The 15,858-nt window shown below is 72.2% G+C and carries 13 protein-coding genes; 7 read left to right on the top strand and 6 right to left on the bottom strand.

Going from position 1 to position 15,858, the window contains the following annotated elements; genetic code table 11:
* Positions 1-124 precede the first annotated feature (124 nt).
* From ACFVYR_RS28005 to ACFVYR_RS27985, 5 genes are read right to left on the bottom strand one after another with little or no spacing between them, the layout of a single operon-like run.
* Entirely contained in the window at positions 125-1,435 is a 1,311-nt protein-coding gene (locus ACFVYR_RS28005) for a DUF58 domain-containing protein (protein ID WP_384255136.1), read from the bottom strand.
* On the bottom strand, positions 1,435-2,421 hold the full coding sequence (locus tag ACFVYR_RS28000) for an AAA family ATPase (protein ID WP_384255134.1): 987 nt from the start codon (positions 2,419-2,421) through the stop codon (positions 1,435-1,437). The genes ACFVYR_RS28005 and ACFVYR_RS28000 overlap by 1 nt, the downstream gene beginning before the upstream one ends.
* Entirely contained in the window at positions 2,421-3,686 is a 1,266-nt protein-coding gene (locus ACFVYR_RS27995) for a DUF4350 domain-containing protein (protein WP_384255131.1), read from the bottom strand. The genes ACFVYR_RS28000 and ACFVYR_RS27995 overlap by 1 nt, the downstream gene beginning before the upstream one ends.
* The gene (locus tag ACFVYR_RS27990; RefSeq protein WP_384255129.1) at positions 3,683-4,429 is read right to left on the bottom strand and encodes a DUF4129 domain-containing protein; all 747 of its coding nucleotides are present in this window, start codon (positions 4,427-4,429) and stop codon (positions 3,683-3,685) included. The genes ACFVYR_RS27995 and ACFVYR_RS27990 overlap by 4 nt, the downstream gene beginning before the upstream one ends.
* Before the next feature lie 4 nt (positions 4,430-4,433).
* The gene (locus tag ACFVYR_RS27985; RefSeq protein WP_384255127.1) at positions 4,434-5,789 is read right to left on the bottom strand and encodes a hypothetical protein; all 1,356 of its coding nucleotides are present in this window, start codon (positions 5,787-5,789) and stop codon (positions 4,434-4,436) included.
* A 140-nt stretch (positions 5,790-5,929) separates the two neighbouring features.
* Between ACFVYR_RS27985 and mtnA the strand changes: the two genes are divergently transcribed.
* The 7 genes from mtnA to ACFVYR_RS27950 all read left to right on the top strand — a co-directional run bounded on the left by mtnA (position 5,930) and on the right by ACFVYR_RS27950 (position 14,677).
* On the top strand, positions 5,930-7,087 hold the full coding sequence (gene mtnA / locus ACFVYR_RS27980; protein ID WP_384255124.1) for an S-methyl-5-thioribose-1-phosphate isomerase: 1,158 nt from the start codon (positions 5,930-5,932) through the stop codon (positions 7,085-7,087).
* A 4-nt stretch (positions 7,088-7,091) separates the two neighbouring features.
* Positions 7,092-7,781, top strand: a complete 690-nt coding sequence (gene mtrA, locus ACFVYR_RS27975) for a two-component system response regulator MtrA (RefSeq protein WP_189176211.1) — start codon at positions 7,092-7,094, stop codon at positions 7,779-7,781.
* A gap of 1 nt (position 7,782) precedes the next feature.
* Positions 7,783-9,891 carry an MtrAB system histidine kinase MtrB gene (gene mtrB / locus ACFVYR_RS27970; RefSeq protein ID WP_384255120.1) on the top strand — a complete coding sequence of 703 codons (2,109 nt, stop codon included), beginning with the start codon at positions 7,783-7,785 and terminating at the stop codon, positions 9,889-9,891.
* Positions 9,892-9,991: 100 nt separating this feature from the next.
* Positions 9,992-11,746 (top strand): LpqB family beta-propeller domain-containing protein, encoded by a 1,755-nt coding sequence (locus ACFVYR_RS27965; protein WP_384255144.1) that lies wholly within the window; start codon positions 9,992-9,994, stop codon positions 11,744-11,746.
* A 140-nt stretch (positions 11,747-11,886) separates the two neighbouring features.
* Positions 11,887-12,729: a ComF family protein gene (locus ACFVYR_RS27960; protein WP_384255118.1), complete on the top strand. Its 843-nt coding sequence runs from the start codon at positions 11,887-11,889 to the stop codon at positions 12,727-12,729.
* A 315-nt stretch (positions 12,730-13,044) separates the two neighbouring features.
* Positions 13,045-13,737 carry a ribosome hibernation-promoting factor, HPF/YfiA family gene (gene hpf, locus ACFVYR_RS27955; protein ID WP_384255116.1) on the top strand — a complete coding sequence of 231 codons (693 nt, stop codon included), beginning with the start codon at positions 13,045-13,047 and terminating at the stop codon, positions 13,735-13,737.
* A 196-nt stretch (positions 13,738-13,933) separates the two neighbouring features.
* Positions 13,934-14,677, top strand: a complete 744-nt coding sequence (locus ACFVYR_RS27950) for a response regulator (protein ID WP_384255114.1) — start codon at positions 13,934-13,936, stop codon at positions 14,675-14,677.
* Here the strand turns inward: ACFVYR_RS27950 and ACFVYR_RS27945 are convergent.
* A complete protein-coding gene (locus tag ACFVYR_RS27945) occupies positions 14,670-15,833 on the bottom strand; it encodes a winged helix-turn-helix domain-containing protein (protein WP_384255111.1) in 1,164 nt (387 codons plus the stop codon). The two genes, ACFVYR_RS27950 and ACFVYR_RS27945, sit on opposite strands and share 8 nt — an antisense overlap.
* Positions 15,834-15,858 lie beyond the last annotated feature (25 nt).

Raw genomic sequence — 15,858 nt, 5'->3', positions numbered from 1 at the left:
TCCGGGTGGGGGCACCCGGTGGTTGTTTCGCTCGCCGCCCACCTTTATTTCTTACCCCCGGGGCCCCCACATCTGGTGGGGGCCCCACGGCTTTTTTGCGTTCACGGCTCCCGGCCGCTGCGGGTCAGAGGCGGCCGGCGGCCTTGAGGGAAAGGTATGCGTCCGCCAAGGCGGGGGCGAGGTTGTCGGGGGTCGCGTCCACGACGGTGACGCCGCGGCGTTTGAGTTGTTCCGCAGTGCGGTGGCGTTCCGACTGCGATTGGGCGGCTGCCGCCGCGTCGTAGACCGCTTCCGCTGTTCCGCGGGAAGCTGCCATTTTCTCGATATGAGGGTCGGCCACCGATGCGACCAGGACCTTGTGGCGTTTGGTCAGGCGGGGGAGCAGGGGAAGGAGGCCCTCTTCGATGGGGGCCGTGTCCAGGCTTGTGAGCAGCACGATCAGTGCGCTGCGCGGGGCGGTTCGCAGAGCCGTCGAGGTCAGGCCTCGGGCGTCGGTCTCGACGAGTTCCGGCTCCACGGTGGCCAGCGCGTTGACCACGGAGGGGAGGACGTCGCCTGCCGATCGGCCCTGCACCAGGGCGCGTACCCGACGGTCGTAGGCCAGGAGATCCACGCGGTCGCCGGCGCGGGAGGCCAGGGCGGCGAGGAGCAGGGCGGCGTCCATGGAGGCATCGAGGCGCGGGGCGTCGCCGACGCGGCCCGCAGAGGTGCGGCCGGTGTCGAGGACCAGCAGGATGTGCCGATCGCGCTCCGGGCGCCAGGTGCGGACCGCGACGCTGGACCGGCGGGCGGTGGCGCGCCAGTCGATGGAGCGGGTGTCGTCCCCGGGAACGTAGTCGCGGAGGCTGTCGAACTCGGTGCCCTGGCCCCGGATGAGCACGCTGGTGCGGCCGTCGAGTTCGCGCAGGCGGGCCAGCTTGGAGGGGAGGTGCTTCCGGCTGGCGAAGGGCGGCAGGACGCGCAGGGTCCACGGGGCCTTGTGGCTGCCTTGGCGGGTGAAGAGGCCGAGCGGGCCGTACGAGCGGATGGTGACGCGGTCCGCCTGGTGGTCGCCCCGGCGGGTGGGGCGCAGGCGCGTCGTCAGGCGGCGGCGCTCGCCGGCCGGGACGGTGAGGCGCTGGCGGGACGCGGTGATCTCCGTGCCGGGCTGCCAGCTGCTCGGCGGCCAGGCGTCGCGGAGTTCCGCGCGCAGCGGGCGGCCGGAGGGGTTGGTGAGGGTGAGCTCGACGTCGGCGCTCTCGCCCAGGCGTACGGAGGTGTCGCCGGTGCGGGTCAGGCCGAGGCGGTGTACCGGAGCGGCCAGGGCGAAGTCGCAGGCGCAGGCCAGTGCCAGAGGGGTGTTGACGGCGAGGATGCCGGTCCAGCCGGGGTCCCAGAAGCCGACCGGAAGGCTGCCGAGAGCCGCCAGGAGGGCGGTGCGTCCGGTGAGGGCCATCAGCGGGGGACCGGGACGTGGGCGAGGATCGAGGTGATGACGGAGTCGGCGGTGACGCCCTCCATCTCGGCCTCAGGGCGGAGCTGGATCCGGTGGCGGAGGGTGGGCAGGGCCAGGGCTTTGACGTCGTCGGGGATGACGTAGTCGCGGCCGGTGAGCCAGGCCCAGGCGCGGGCCGTGGAGAGCAGGGCCGTGGCGCCGCGCGGGGAGACTCCGAGGGTGAGGGACGGCGACTCGCGGGTGGCGCGGCACACGTCCACCACGTACGCGGTGATCTCGGGGGAGACGGAGGTCTTGGCGACGGCGGTCCTGGCCGCTTCGAGGTCCGCCGGTCCCGCCGCGGGGCGTACCCCGGCGGCGCGCAGGTCGCGGGGGTTGAAGCCGTCCGCGTGCCGGGTGAGGACGTCGATCTCGTCCTGGCGGGAGGGCAGAGGGACCGTCAGTTTGAGCAGGAAGCGGTCGAGTTGGGCTTCGGGGAGGGGGTACGTGCCCTCGTACTCGACGGGATTCTGGGTCGCGGCGACGAGGAAGGGCTCGGGGAGTGGGCGGGGGGTGCCGTCGACGGTGACCTGGCGTTCTTCCATCGCTTCGAGGAGCGAGGACTGGGTCTTGGGTGGGGTCCGGTTGATTTCGTCGGCCAGGAGGAGGTTGGTGAAGACCGGGCCGGGCTGGAAGGAGAACTCGGTGGTGCGGGCGTCGTAGACGAGGGAGCCCGTGACATCGCTCGGCATCAGGTCGGGGGTGAACTGGACTCGCTTGGTGTCGAGTTCGAGGCTCGCGGCGAGCGCGCGGACGAGCAGCGTCTTGGCGACGCCGGGCACGCCTTCCAGCAGGACGTGGCCGCGGCAGAGGAGGGCGACGACGAGGCCGGTGACGGCGGGGTCCTGGCCGACCACGGCCTTGGAGATCTCGGCGCGCAGTGCTTCGAGGGAAGCGCGTGCGTCGCGGGGATCTTCGGTGGGCCCGTTGTCAGTGGTCGGGTCCATCATGAGTGGCGTACCTCTCTTTCGAGGGCGTCGAGTTGGTCGGCGAGGGCGATGAGTGCTGCGTCGTTGCCGGGTGGCGGCCCGAAGAGGATGTGGTGCGGGTCCTGGCCGGGGGTGTGGAGACGGGAAGTGAGGGCGGGGAGCAGGGTCTCGGGCGTGTGGGCCCGGGTGGGGGAGACGCCGACGAGGGAGGCGAGGCGGGTGCGTGTCGCGGTGCGCAGGGCCGTGGCGGCGCGGTCGCGGGCGTTGGCCTTGCCGTAGAGGCGGGCGCGGCCTTCCGCGGTCTCGGAGGCGCGGATGGCGACGGGGAGGCGTTCGGCGACGAGGGGGCCGAGGCGGCGGGCGCGCCACAGGGCGGCGAGTGCGGCGGCGACGGTGAGTTGCAGGGTGGCCCAGCGCCAGCCCGAGGGGATCAGGTCGAAGAAGCTGCGGCGTTCGGAGTCGGTGGCGGCCCCGTCGTCGGAGAGCGAGGGGAGGTACCAGACCAGGTGGGGGCGGGAGCCCAGGAGTTGGAGGGCGAGTGAGGCGTTGCCCTGCTCGTCGAGGCGGTCGTTGTAGAGGATGTCGGGGGCGCCGAGGACGACGGTGTCGCCCTTTCCGCGGGGGGCGGGGAGATGCAGAAGGCTGGGGAGGCCGTCGCTGAGGTAGCAGGACTCGGCGTCGGGAGCGAGGGTGTCGTAGCGGATGCCGCCCATGTCGGCGGTGCCTGCGCGGCGGGCCGCCGGGAGGGAGCAGCCGGGGGAGAGCGTGGAGTCGGCGCTGGTCGTGGGGTCTGCGGTGACCCCTGGGGCGAGGTCCTCGACCGAGGTGGTGCCGGGGGCGACGAGGACGGTGCGGCCGCCGGAGTTCTCGGTGGCCGTGTGGAGACGGGAGCGCTGGCCTCCGGTGAGCAGGTCGGGGTCGGCCACCAGGAGGGTCGTGTCGGGGCGGGCCGCGGACCTGGCCTCTTCGGTGGTGGTGACCACGCGGGTGGACACGCTCCGGTCGGTGAGGAGTTCGGCGACGGCCCGGCTGCCGTGGGCGTCCGCGGAGCGCGGGTCGAGCCGCCCGTGCTGGGCGCCGGAGCGGGCCGCGGCCATGGCGACGGCCGCCGCGAGGAGGACGACCAGGGCGAGGGCGATGCCTCGGGAGCGGGTCCAGAGCTGGCGGGGCGTGGGGGTGATCGACGTCGAGGCGGCCGGGGGCGCGGCGGACCGGGGCGGCTGTGGGGTGGGGCCGGGGGCGGAGGGCCGGGGCGGCTGCGTGGCGGGGGCGGGGCCGGTCATGCGGCGTCCCCCTGGGAGCTGCTGCTCGGCGTGGCGGGGGCGGTGCTGGTCAGGACCGGCTTGGTGTGTTCCAGGTCGCGGTCGAGACCGGCAAGGCGGAGGTATGCCGCTTCGTCCGCGGTGCGGCCGCCGTACGTCACGTCGTCGAACTCGTGGGCGGCGGAGCGGAGCCGGTCGGCGTGGGCGGGAAGGGTGCGGCCGGCCTCGGCCGCGGCTTCGTCGGCGGTGCGGCCGGGACGGGGGTCGAGGAGCGCGCGCTCCTCGAGGGCGCGGACGACCGCGCGCATGCGTTCCTGCACGGCCTGGTTCCAGTGGGCCCGGGCGGCGTGCGCCTCGGAGGCGGCGCGGTGTTCGGCGGCGCTGCGGGGGCGGTCGTCGAAGAGGGCGGGAGCGGAGGCGGCGGCGCGGCGCGGGGTGCCCAGGCGCCACCAGAGGGCGAGGGCCACGAGCACGACTGCGATCAGGATGACCAGGAGCCCGAGTCCGCCGCCCGGGGTGACCCCCGAGGCGGCGGAGAACAGGTCGTCGACCCAGCCCCAGAAGCGGTTCAGGGCGCGCTGGAGGAGGCTGGGGTCGTTCTCGTGGTACATCGGCTTGGACAGTTCGCGTTCGGCGGCCTCCCGCGCGGGGTCGCGCGAAATGGTCACCGGTGGGTCGTCGCCGGTGCGCGGCAGGAGCGGCGCCGCTCCGAACTCCCCGAGTGCTGCCCCTGCCGCTCTGTGTACTGCCCCCGCCGCGGTCACCGCATCAGCTCCCCGGCGTGCCGGGCGGGGTGGGGCCGTGGCCGGGGACGCCTGCGGCGCGGGTGAGTTCGAGGTCGAGGGCCTCGCGGCGGATGCGCTGGTCGATGTAGAGGAGCACGGTGACGCCGGCCGTGATCGGGAACGTCAGCATGGAGCCGATGACCGAGCCGATGCCGCTGACGATCAGGAAGGTCCAGCCCAGTTCGCCGGTGCTGTCGAGGAAGCCGGTGACGCCCTCGCCGCTGACCGCGCCGGCGATGAACGTGAACGGGATGACGATGATCGACGCCACGACGTTGGCGATGATCGCGGCGAGCAGCTGGATGCCGAAGACCCGCCACCAGGAGCCGTGGACCAGCTTGGCGGAGCGGTTCAGGGACTTCTTGATGCCCTGCTTCTCCAGCATGAGTGCCGGGGAGGAGAGCGAGAGGCGGACCACGGTCCAGATGGCGACGACGCCCGCGCCGAGGCCGCCCAGTACGGCGAGGGCGGCTCCGGCGTCGGACGGTCCTGCCAGCGAGATCAGCAGGCCGGGCAGGATGCCGACGAGGACGATCGCCGCGCCGATGAGCGGAATGAGCAGCGTCAGGCCGAACAGCTTGGCCAGCTGGGGGCGGGAGTCGCGCCAGGCTTCCGCGGTGGTCACCGGCTTACCGAGCACGGCGCGGCTGGTGACCATGGTGAGGAGGGCGGTCGCGACGATGGTGCCGAGCAGGGTGATCACGAGGACCACTCCGGAGCTCAGCAGCGTGTCGCCCATGGCGCGGGTCAGTTCACCGACGGTCGCGCTCGGGTCGTCGAGGGCTTCGGAGTCGACGGACTCGTTGAGGACGAGTCCCTGGAGGAGGACGACGAGGATCTCCGTGACCACGGCCACGGTCAGGGAGATGCCGAGGACCGTGCGCCAGTGGGCGCGCATGGTCGACACCGCGCCGTCGAGGATCTCGCCGACGCCGAGCGGGCGGAGCGGGATGACGCCGGGCTTGGCCGCGGGCGGGGGCCCCTGCCAGGCTCCCCAGCCCCGGTAGCCCCCGGGGCCTCCGGGGCCTCCGGGACCTCCAGGGCCTCCTGGAGCGCCGGGGCCGCCCGGTGGTGGGCCGCCCCAGCCCCAGCCGCCGCCCTGACCGGGCGGAGGGGGCGGCGGAGGCGGTGCCTGACCCGGGCCGGGAGTGCTGGGCGGGGACCACTGGGCGCGCGGCGGCTGCTCCTTCGACCACTTGGACGGGCCGTCCTGCGGGCCGTCCTGCGGGCCGGCGTCCGCGGGCCCGGCGGCGCCCGGCGTGCCGGGGTCCTGTCCGGCGGAGTTTTGTCCGTCGGAGGGGGCAGATCCGGGCGAGGCCCAGCCCGGAGTGTCGTTCATCGTCGCTCCTTCAAGGTGCCCGTCCGCGGGTGCGGCGGCAGGTTGACGGCCATCGTGTCACGCTGTCCCCGCGAGGTGACCGGGTGCCGTAGCGGCTGTACACCTTCAATTGTCCGCGGAGTACGGGGCAGACTGGGCGGATGGCTGATCAGTACGCGCAATCCAGCGAGGACAACCGGCCGACCGGGATACCGACGGTTCCCGCTATCCGATGGGACGACCCACCCGAGGGCCCTGTGCTGGTCCTGCTCGACCAGACCAGGCTGCCGGGCGAGGAGATCGAGCTGGTCTGCACCGACCCACCGGCCCTGGTGGAGGCGATCCGGACACTCGCGGTGCGAGGGGCGCCGCTGCTGGGCATCGCGGGGGCCTACGGGGTCGCGCTCGCCGCCGCCCGCGGCTTCGACGTGGACGCGGCGGCGGACGCCTTGGCCGGGGCGCGGCCCACCGCCGTCAATCTCGCCTACGGAGCGCGCCGCGCCCAGGCCGCGCATCGCGCCGCCGTGGCGGAAGGCGCCGAGGCCGCGCAGGCCGCCGCCGCCGCGCTCGACGCCGCGCGGGCCCTGCACGCCGAGGACGCGGCGGCCAGCCGCCGCATGGCCGCCCACGGCCTGGCGCTGCTCGACGAGATGCTGCCCGGCGGCGGGCACCGGATCCTGACGCACTGCAACACGGGGGCACTGGTCTCCGGAGGGGAGGGCACGGCGTTCGCGGTGGCGCTCAAGGCGCACCGGGAGGGGAGCCTGCGCAGACTGTGGGTGGACGAGACGAGGCCGCTGCTGCAGGGGGCGAGGCTCACCGCGTACGAGGCGGCGCGGAACGGGATGGCGTACACCTTGCTCACGGACAACGCGGCGGGTTCGCTGTTCGCGGCCGGTGAGGTGGACGCGGTGCTGATCGGCGCCGATCGCATCGCGGCCGACGGTTCGGTGGCGAACAAGGTGGGGAGCTATCCGCTCGCTGTGCTGGCGCGCTATCACCACGTGCCGTTCATCGTGGTGGCGCCGGTGACGACCGTTGACCCGAGGACGCCGGACGGAGCGGCCATCGAGATCGAGCAGCGAGGCGGTCATGAAGTGACGGAGGTCACGGCGCCGTTCGTGCCGGTGGCCGGGATGGAAGCGGGAGGCGGTATTCCGGTGGCACCCCTGGGGACCCAGGCGTACAACCCCGCATTCGACGTGACGCCGCCCGAGTTGGTGACGGCGATCGTCACGGAAGAGGGCGTTCTGTCACCTGTGACAGCAGAGGGCCTTGCCGAGCTGTGTGCCAGGTCACGCCAGGTAACGATTAGCTAATGGGATGATGTCAGGCATGAAGGGACGAGTCCTTGTCGTCGACGACGACACCGCACTGGCCGAGATGCTCGGGATTGTGCTGCGTGGTGAAGGTTTTGAGCCGTCGTTCGTAGCTGATGGCGACAAGGCGCTGGCCGCTTTCCGGGAGGCCAAGCCTGATCTTGTGCTGCTCGATTTGATGCTGCCGGGCCGTGACGGGATCGAGGTGTGCCGTCTGATCAGGGCGGAGTCCGGAGTGCCGATCGTCATGCTCACGGCGAAGAGCGACACCGTTGATGTGGTGGTCGGTCTGGAGTCGGGGGCTGATGACTACATCGTCAAGCCGTTCAAGCCGAAGGAGCTCGTGGCCCGGATCCGGGCGCGGCTGCGGAGGTCGGAGGAGCCCGCGCCGGAGCAGCTCGCCATAGGTGACCTGGTCATCGATGTGGCCGGTCACTCCGTGAAGCGGGACGGGCAGTCGATCGCGCTGACGCCGCTGGAGTTCGACCTGCTTGTGGCGCTGGCGCGCAAGCCGTGGCAGGTGTTCACGCGTGAGGTACTGCTCGAGCAGGTCTGGGGCTACCGGCACGCGGCGGACACCCGCCTGGTGAACGTGCACGTCCAGCGGCTGCGCTCCAAGGTCGAGCGGGACCCCGAGCGGCCCGAGATCGTGGTGACCGTCCGTGGTGTCGGTTACAAGGCCGGACCGAGCTGACGTGTCCCGGGACAGTTCCTCCCCGGCGCCCGGGAGTCCGAGGGGCCGCTCGGGGCGGACTGGACCGGCACGCGGCGCGTCCCGGTTCGCGCGGCTCGTCGACGGCGGGCTGCTGCTGCAGGACGGGGTGCAGGGCAGCCCCGTGCTGCGGCTCTTCGTGCGCTGGGTGCGCCGTCCGCTGCTGCCCGCGTTGCGGCTGTGGCGGCGCAACATCCAGCTGAAGGTCGTCGCCACCACCCTGCTGATGTCGCTCGGGGTGGTCCTCATGCTCGGCTTCGCCGTCATGAGTTCGGTCAACAACGGCCTGCTCAAGGCCAAGGTGAAGGCCTCCCAGAGCCAGGCCGACGGCGGTTTCCGGGCCGCGCAGGACAGTGTCAACGCGGCGCGCCTGAGCACCGGTCAGGGGCAGGGCCAGGACGGCAGCGCGGCCGACGGGCGCAACGCCGCCAAGTGGATGTCCGACCTCGTCGAGCAGCTCTCAAGCGGTGGCCAGAACGCGTTCGCGGTGGTGACGCTGAGCCCCACCTCCGCGGGCGACTCAGGAAGCGTGCGCGGATCGCGGGCCTCGGGCCGCGTCGAGCCGATCCTGAGTGTCCCCGAGGAGCTGCGCCGCCAGGTCGACAACGGCACGGGCGTCTACCAGGCCAATACCCGCGTGGTGTACGACGACGGCCGCGAGCCGCAGTCCGCGCTGGTGATCGGCAAGCGGCTCAACGACCTCAACGGCGACCCGTACCAGCTGTACTACCTCTTCCCGCTGACGCAGGAGGAGGAGTCGCTGAACCTCGTCAGGACGACGCTCGCGACCGCGGGGCTCTTCGTCGTGGTGCTCCTCGGGGCCATCGCCTGGCTGGTGGTGCGCCAGGTCGTCACACCCGTACGGATGGCCGCGGGCATCGCCGAGCGGCTGTCCGCCGGGCGCCTTCAGGAACGTATGAAGGTCACCGGGGAGGACGACATCGCTCGCCTCGGTGAGGCCTTCAACAAGATGGCGCAGAATTTGCAGCTGAAGATCCAGCAGCTGGAGGAGCTGTCGCGGATGCAGCGGCGGTTCGTGTCCGACGTCTCGCACGAGCTGCGTACGCCGTTGACGACGGTACGGATGGCCGCCGATGTCATCCACGAGGCGCGCGTGGACTTCGACCCGGTGACCGCGCGGTCGGCCGAGCTGCTCGCCGACCAGCTGGACCGGTTCGAGTCGCTGCTCGCCGATCTCCTTGAGATCAGCCGGTTCGACGCGGGGGCGGCCGCCCTGGAGGCGGAGGCGATCGACCTCCGTGAGGTCGTACGCAGGGCCGTCGGCGGCGCCGAGATGCTCGCCGAACGCAAGGGCACGCACATACGGGTGGTCGGGGACGAGCAGCCCGTGGTCGCCGAGGCCGACGCCCGCCGGGTGGAGCGGGTGCTGCGCAACCTCGTCGTCAACGCCGTGGAGCACGGCGAGGGCAAGGACGTCGTGGTGCGGCTCGCCGCCGCGGGCGGCGCGGTCGCCGTGGCCGTACGTGACTACGGCGTGGGCCTCAAGCCGGGCGAGGCGACCCGGGTGTTCAGCCGCTTCTGGCGGGCGGACCCGGCACGCGCGCGTACCACCGGCGGTACGGGGCTCGGGCTCTCCATCGCCCTGGAGGACGCGCGGCTGCACGGCGGCTGGCTGCAGGCATGGGGTGAGCCGGGCGGTGGTTCGCAGTTCAGGCTGACGCTGCCGAGGACGGCGGACGAGCCGCTGCGGGGCTCGCCGATACCGCTGGAGCCGGAGGACTCGCGGCGGCATCGCGGGCTCAACGACGCGGGGCTGCCCCTGGCGGGCGGAAGCAAGCTGGCCACGGTTCCCGCGCAGGCGGCCGCCGCGGACTCCGAGGGCGGGTCGCCGCCCGTGCCGGCGAAGGGGCCCATACCGCCGCGGTTCCTGCAGGCCGGGCCGGTCGACCCGACGGCGCTGCCCGGGAACGGGTCGCGGGTCGTGCCGCGCAGGCCGCTGGACGGGGAGGAGCCACCGGGCGAGGACGGGGAGACGCCCGGGGAGCCGGCCGGTGAGTCGGGCAGGGGATCGGGCAGGGGGCCGGGCCAGCAGGGGCCGGACCGGGAGGAGGAGAGCAGTCGTGGTCGCTGACCGTGCCGGACGCGGCCACCGTGCGGGGCGGCGCGGACGCCCCCTGCGTACCGGACTGCTGCTGGGCAGTTGTGGAGCGCTCCTCGCCGGATGCGCCTCGATGCCCGACAGCGGGAACCTGAAATCCGTCGACGCCTCGCAGCGCCCGGACTCGCAGTCGCAGGTGCGGGTCTACGCCATGCCGCCGCGCGAGGGCGCCAAGGCCATGGAGATCGTGCAGGGCTTCCTTGAGGCGCTGACCAGCGATGATCCACAGTTTGCGATGGCGCGCAAGTATCTGAGCAAGAAGGCGTCGCGGACCTGGCATCCCGAGCAGTCCACGACGGTGCTCGCGGACGGCCCGAACACGGACGCGAGCAACGCGGGGAACGAGGGTGACCGCAGCCGCAGCTACTCGCTGACGGGCCGGCAGGTCGCGCGGGTCGACGACCAGCACGCGTACCGCCCCACGAACGCCGCCTACAGCCAGTCCGTGCACCTCAGCCAGAACGGCGGCCCGGGCGGCAACGAGTGGCGCATCGACAAGCCGCCGACGGGCGTGGTGCTCGGCGAATCGGACTTCCAGCGCATCTACCGGCCCGTCAACAAGTACTACTTCGCCGGTCCCGCGGGGGCGGGGGTGAGCGGCCGTACGGGACTCGTCGCCGACCCCGTCTACATCCGGCAGCGGATCGACCCGCTGACGGAGACGGTGCGGACGCTGCTCAAGGGGCCGACGAACTGGCTGCGCGAGGTGGCGCATTCGAGCTTCCCGCCCGGGGCGGCGCTCAAGGACCCCGACAGCTCGCTGACGCTGGACGACCAGAACAGGCTGACCGTACAGCTGAACAGCCGGTCCGACGGCGCCGGGCAGACCAGTTGCAAGGAGATGGCCGCGCAACTGCTCTTCACCCTCGAGGACTTGACGCCCTCGGGGGTCGACCAGGTGACGTTGCAGCGTTCCAACGGCTCGATGCTCTGCGTCCTGAGCCAGGACCGGGCGCAGACCGTCGCGGCCCCCCGCAGTACGGACCGCCCCGACTACCAGTACTTCATCGACAAGAAGCGCCGGCTCGTCCGGATGTCGGCCAACTCCGGCAGCACGGTGGAGCCGGAGCCGGTGACGGGCGCCCTCGGCATCGGCGACCAGCCGCTGCGCTCGGCGGCGGTCTCCCGCGACGAGCAGCGCGCGGCCGGGGTGTCGCTCGACGGCAAGTCGCTGTACACGGGATCGCTGCTCTCGGACGACGCGCTCGGCAAGGCGCGGCTGCGCAGCAAGGCCAAGTCGGAGGAGGACCGCCTCTCCACGCCCAGTTGGGACGGCAGGGGCAATCTGTGGGTCGCCGACCGCGATCCGAAGCGGCCGCGGCTGTTCTGGCTCGAACAGGGCAGGGGCACGCCGGTCGAGGTCGAGGTGCCGGGGCTCGACGGGCGCATCGAGGAGGTGCGGGTGTCGGCCGACGGCGTACGCGTGGCCCTGCTGGTGGAGAAGGGGAGCAAGAAGTCCCTGTGGATCGGCCGGGCCGAGCGGAGCGCCGCCAAGGGGGAGACGCCGGAGATCTCGGTCCTCGACCCCACGCCCGCGGCGCCGCAGATGGAGGAGGTCACGGCCATGTCGTGGGCGGGCGGCAGCCGCCTCGTGGTGGTCGGGCGGGAGACCGGCGGGGTGCAGCAGATCCGGTACGTCCAGTGCGACGGCTCGGTGCTGCCGGGCACGGCGCTGCCCGGCCTGACCGGCGTCGAGCAGATCGCGGCGTCCGACGACGAGCGGCAGCCGTTGGTGGCGCACTCGGACGACGGGATCGTGCGGCTGCCGACGGGGTCGCAGTGGCAGACGGTGGTGAAGGCAGGGATGGCCCCGGTCTACCCGGGCTGAGCTGGTCTTCTCCATCCTGCTGCACCCGCTGCCCGGGGACGTCCCGGCAGCGGTGGCCAGTTGTCCACAGGGGGTTATCCACAGGGCTGGCCCCGGCGCCCCGGCCTTGACACAGTGGTGGGCATGCGGGGGTGGTGGGCATGCGCGGGTGGTGGCAGGACCTCACCGACCTGGTGCTGCCTGCCGAGTGCGGCGGTTGCGGGGAGCTGCGGACGGCGCTCTGCGACGCGTGCCGCGGCGCCCTGTGCGGGGCCGTGCCGCGCCGGGTGCGGCCGGTGCCCGAGCCGTCCGGACTGCCCGTCGTGCACGCCGTCGCGCCGTACGAGGATGCCGTACGGGCCGTTCTGCTCGCGCACAAGGAGCGCGGCGCGCTCGGGCTCGCCGGGCCTCTGGGATCGGCGCTGGCCGCGGCCGTGTGCGCCGCTCTGCGGCACGAATCCCGGGTCCGGGGTGATACGTCAGTGCGAACCGGGGTAGGCGACACACAGGATGGCCCACAGGGGCGTGTGATGCCGTTGTCGCTCGTGCCTGTGCCCTCGGCGCGGGCCGCTGTGCGGGCGCGCGGGCACGACCCGGCGCGGCGGATCGCGTTCGCCGCGGCGGCCGAGCTGCGGCGGGCGGGAATCCCGGCGCGGGTGCTCGCGGTGCTGCGCCAACGGCGTGCGGTGGCCGATCAGTCGGGTCTCGACACCGGGCAGCGGCAGGCGAATATGGCGGGCGCCCTCGAGGTGACCGCGGGCGGCGGCAGGATGCTCGGTGGTGGCCGGGTCGTGGTCGTGGACGACCTGATGACCACCGGTGCCTCGCTGGCGGAAGCGGCCCGGGCATTACGTGCCGTGCGCACGGAAGAGAACGCGCGACCGGAGAACCGACGAGAACGGGGAACGGGGGCTGCGGGAAGGCCGGTATTGGGCCGCGAGAACGCCATCGGTGCGGCCGTTGTCGCCGCGTCGCCGGATTCCTTCGAAATAAACCGGAACTGACAGAGAACTTGCATCGTTGCAGGTGATGAGAGGGCTAATACACCTGAATGGAGGTAGGCGGCAGTAGAGGGTGACGACTTCCCTCCGGGCGAGATATGTTCGGTTGTGAGGAATGGCGAACGCCGTCCCTGGCAAATCGGAATGCCGACCTGCGGGTTTTTCGGAATCACCCGGGCCGGTGGGGGTGGAGATCTCGCCCACGGGGGAGGAGGAGGTGGAAGTCACCGAGTCCGAGGCTCCGGGAGTCACCGGGGCCTGGTGCAAAAGGGAGATGCTCCGCCGCCGAAGCGGAGCGATCCGGGAACGGAGTTCTGCGTGGACATCGTCGTCAAGGGCCGCAAGACCGAGGTGCCCGAGCGGTTCCGCAAGCACGTGGCCGAGAAGCTGAAGCTGGACAAGATCCAGAAGCTCGACGGCAAGGTGATCAGCCTCGACGTCGAGGTGTCCAAGGAAACCAACCCGCGTCAGGCCGACCGCTGCGACCGCGTGGAGATCACCGTCCGCGGGCGTGGGCCCGTGATTCGCGCGGAGGCCTCGGCAGCCGATCCCTACGCGGCGCTGGACCTGGCCACGGCCAAGCTCGACGCACGCCTCCGCAAGCAGCACGAGAAGCGCCACAACCGGCGGGGCAACGGCAGGCTCTCCGCCGCCGAGGTCGCCGAGCGGGTCCCGGACGCCGCGACCCTCAACGGCGACGGCTCCCTCGTACGCGAGGAGGAACCGGACGGCGTGCCGGTCAAGAAGATCGGCTCCCTGGAGATCCAGGGCGAAGGCCCCCTCGTGGTCCGGGAGAAGACCCACGTCGCGGCCCCCATGTCGCTCGACCAGGCGCTCTACGAGATGGAGCTGGTCGGACACGACTTCTACTTGTTCGTCGACTCCGAGACCAAGGAACCGAGCGTCGTCTACCGGCGCCACGCCTACGACTACGGCGTGATCAGGCTCAACACCGACCCCATGGTCGCCAAGGCCGAGACGGCCGGTGGCGGCGGAGCCCTCGGCGGCTGACCCGACCCGCCCCGCGAGAGCCGAGGTGGTGCCCCTGGAGCGCCTGTGCGCCCCCAGGGGCACCACCGTGCGCCCAGTGCGCGCACCGCACCGGCGCCGGGCATGAAATCATGGGCGGGCCGGTCAACCGGTGTGCTGTCGCCTGGCGTTGGCACAGCAGAGGCACAACAGGCCGCGGCCTTCAGGGGGAGGAACGATGGCGGACAGCTTCGGACCGATGCGTCATGAAGGTGCCGGCGACGGCATCGGCATCGGCACGGACGCGGGCGCCCCACGCAAGGAGCCCATCCGGGTCCTTGTGGTGGATGACCACGCCCTCTTCCGCCGGGGCCTGGAGATCGTCCTCGCCGCCGAGGAGGACATCCAGGTCGTGGGTGAGGCGGGCGACGGCGCCGAGGCGGTGGACAAGGCCGCCGATCTGCTCCCCGACATCGTGCTCATGGACGTACGCATGCCCAAGCGCGGCGGCATCGAGGCGTGCACCTCCATCAAGGAGGTGGCCCCCAGCGCCAAGATCATCATGCTGACGATCAGCGACGAGGAGGCCGACCTCTACGACGCGATCAAGGCGGGCGCCACCGGCTATCTCCTGAAGGAGATCTCCACGGACGAGGTGGCCACGGCGATCCGGGCGGTCGCCGACGGGCAGTCGCAGATCAGCCCCTCGATGGCGTCCAAGCTGCTCACCGAGTTCAAGTCGATGATCCAGCGCACCGACGAGCGCAGGCTGGTGCCCGCGCCCCGGCTGACCGAGCGGGAGCTCGAAGTGCTGAAGCTGGTCGCCACCGGGATGAACAACCGGGACATCGCCAAGGAGTTGTTCATCTCCGAGAACACCGTGAAGAACCACGTGCGCAACATCCTGGAGAAGCTGCAGCTGCACTCCAGGATGGAGGCCGTCGTCTACGCGATGCGGGAGAAGATCCTCGAGATCAGGTGAGGGCTCGGACCAGTTCGGCCGTCAGTTCGGGGCGGTCGACACGCTCCACCCGTACGGTGTCGCAGCCCACCCAGGACGCCGCCTCCAGCAGCGCCTGCGCCATCGGGGCGACCGCCTTCGCGCCGTCCAGCGAGACCTGCCTGGCCACCAAGGTGCTGCCCTCGCGCGCGGGGTCGACCCGGCCGAGGAGCCTGCCGCCCGCGAGCAACGGCATCGCGAAGTAGCCGTGGACCCGCTTGGGCTTGGGCACGTACGCCTCGAGGCGGTGCGTGAAGCCGAAGATCCGCTCCGTGCGGGCCCGTTCCCAGATCAGCGAGTCGAAGGGGGACAGGAGCGTAGTGCGGTGCCGGCCGCGGGGCGTCGTCTCCAGCGCGCGCGGGTCCGCCCAGGCGGGCTTGGCCCAGCCCTGGACCGTCACCGGCACCAGACCCGAATCCGCGACCACCGCGTCGAACTGCTCGCCCCTGAGGCGGTGGTAGTCGGCGATGTCCGCGCGCGTACCGACGCCGAGCGCCTCACCGGCCTGGCGGACCAGACGGCGCAGGCAGTCCGCGTCGTCCAGGTCGTCATGGAGCAGCGCGTCCGGAATGGCGCGCTCCGCCAGGTCGTACACCCGCTTCCAGGAGCGGCGCTCCGTGCACACCACCTCGCCGTACATCAGCGCCCGCTCGACCGCGATCTTCGACTCGGACCAGTCCCACCACTCGCCCTTGTTCTTCGCGCCGCCCAACTCGGTGGCGGTGAGCGGGCCTTCGGTGCGCAGCTGCTTGATGACCTGCTCGTACGCAGCGGCGGGGAGGTCGTGGTGCCAGTGCGGGCGGGTGCGGTAGGCGCGGCGGCGGAAGGCGAAGTGCGGCCACTCCTCGATGGGCAGGACGCACGCGGCGTGCGACCAGTACTCGAAGGCGCGCGTCCCCGTCCAGTACGCCGCCTCGACGGTGTCGCGGCCCACGGCGCCCAGGCGTGCGTACGGGATGAGTTCGTGCGAGCGGGCCAGGACCGAGATCGTGTCGAGCTGGACCGCGCCGAGGTGGCGCAGCACGCCCCGCGCACCGGACCTTCGGTCCGGTGCGCCCAGGAAACCCTGGGCGCGCAGGGCTATACGGCGGGCCTCGTCGGCGGAGAGTTCGGTGGTGGGACTCGGCAGGCTCGTCATGGTGTGAACGATAGGGGGCGGCACT

It is taken from the genome of Streptomyces sp. NPDC058284, from assembly GCF_042881135.1.
Taxonomy (GTDB): Bacteria; Actinomycetota; Actinomycetes; order Streptomycetales; family Streptomycetaceae; genus Streptomyces.
The sequence above is the reverse complement of the archived record's forward strand: the minus strand, read 5'-3'. Positions and strand labels throughout refer to the sequence as shown.

Coding starts and splice junctions, on each gene's coding strand:
- ACFVYR_RS28005 (WP_384255136.1), bottom strand. CDS start 1,435: ATGGCCCTCACCGGACGCACCGCCCTCCTGGCGGCTCTCGGCAGCCTT.
- ACFVYR_RS28000 (WP_384255134.1), bottom strand. CDS start 2,421: ATGGACCCGACCACTGACAACGGGCCCACCGAAGATCCCCGCGACGCA.
- ACFVYR_RS27995 (WP_384255131.1), bottom strand. CDS start 3,686: ATGACCGGCCCCGCCCCCGCCACGCAGCCGCCCCGGCCCTCCGCCCCC.
- ACFVYR_RS27985 (WP_384255127.1), bottom strand. CDS start 5,789: ATGAACGACACTCCGGGCTGGGCCTCGCCCGGATCTGCCCCCTCCGAC.
- mtnA (WP_384255124.1), top strand. CDS start 5,930: ATGGCTGATCAGTACGCGCAATCCAGCGAGGACAACCGGCCGACCGGG.
- mtrA (WP_189176211.1), top strand. CDS start 7,092: ATGATGTCAGGCATGAAGGGACGAGTCCTTGTCGTCGACGACGACACC.
- ACFVYR_RS27965 (WP_384255144.1), top strand. CDS start 9,992: ATGCCCGACAGCGGGAACCTGAAATCCGTCGACGCCTCGCAGCGCCCG.
- ACFVYR_RS27960 (WP_384255118.1), top strand. CDS start 11,887: ATGCGCGGGTGGTGGCAGGACCTCACCGACCTGGTGCTGCCTGCCGAG.
- ACFVYR_RS27950 (WP_384255114.1), top strand. CDS start 13,934: ATGGCGGACAGCTTCGGACCGATGCGTCATGAAGGTGCCGGCGACGGC.
- ACFVYR_RS27945 (WP_384255111.1), bottom strand. CDS start 15,833: ATGACGAGCCTGCCGAGTCCCACCACCGAACTCTCCGCCGACGAGGCC.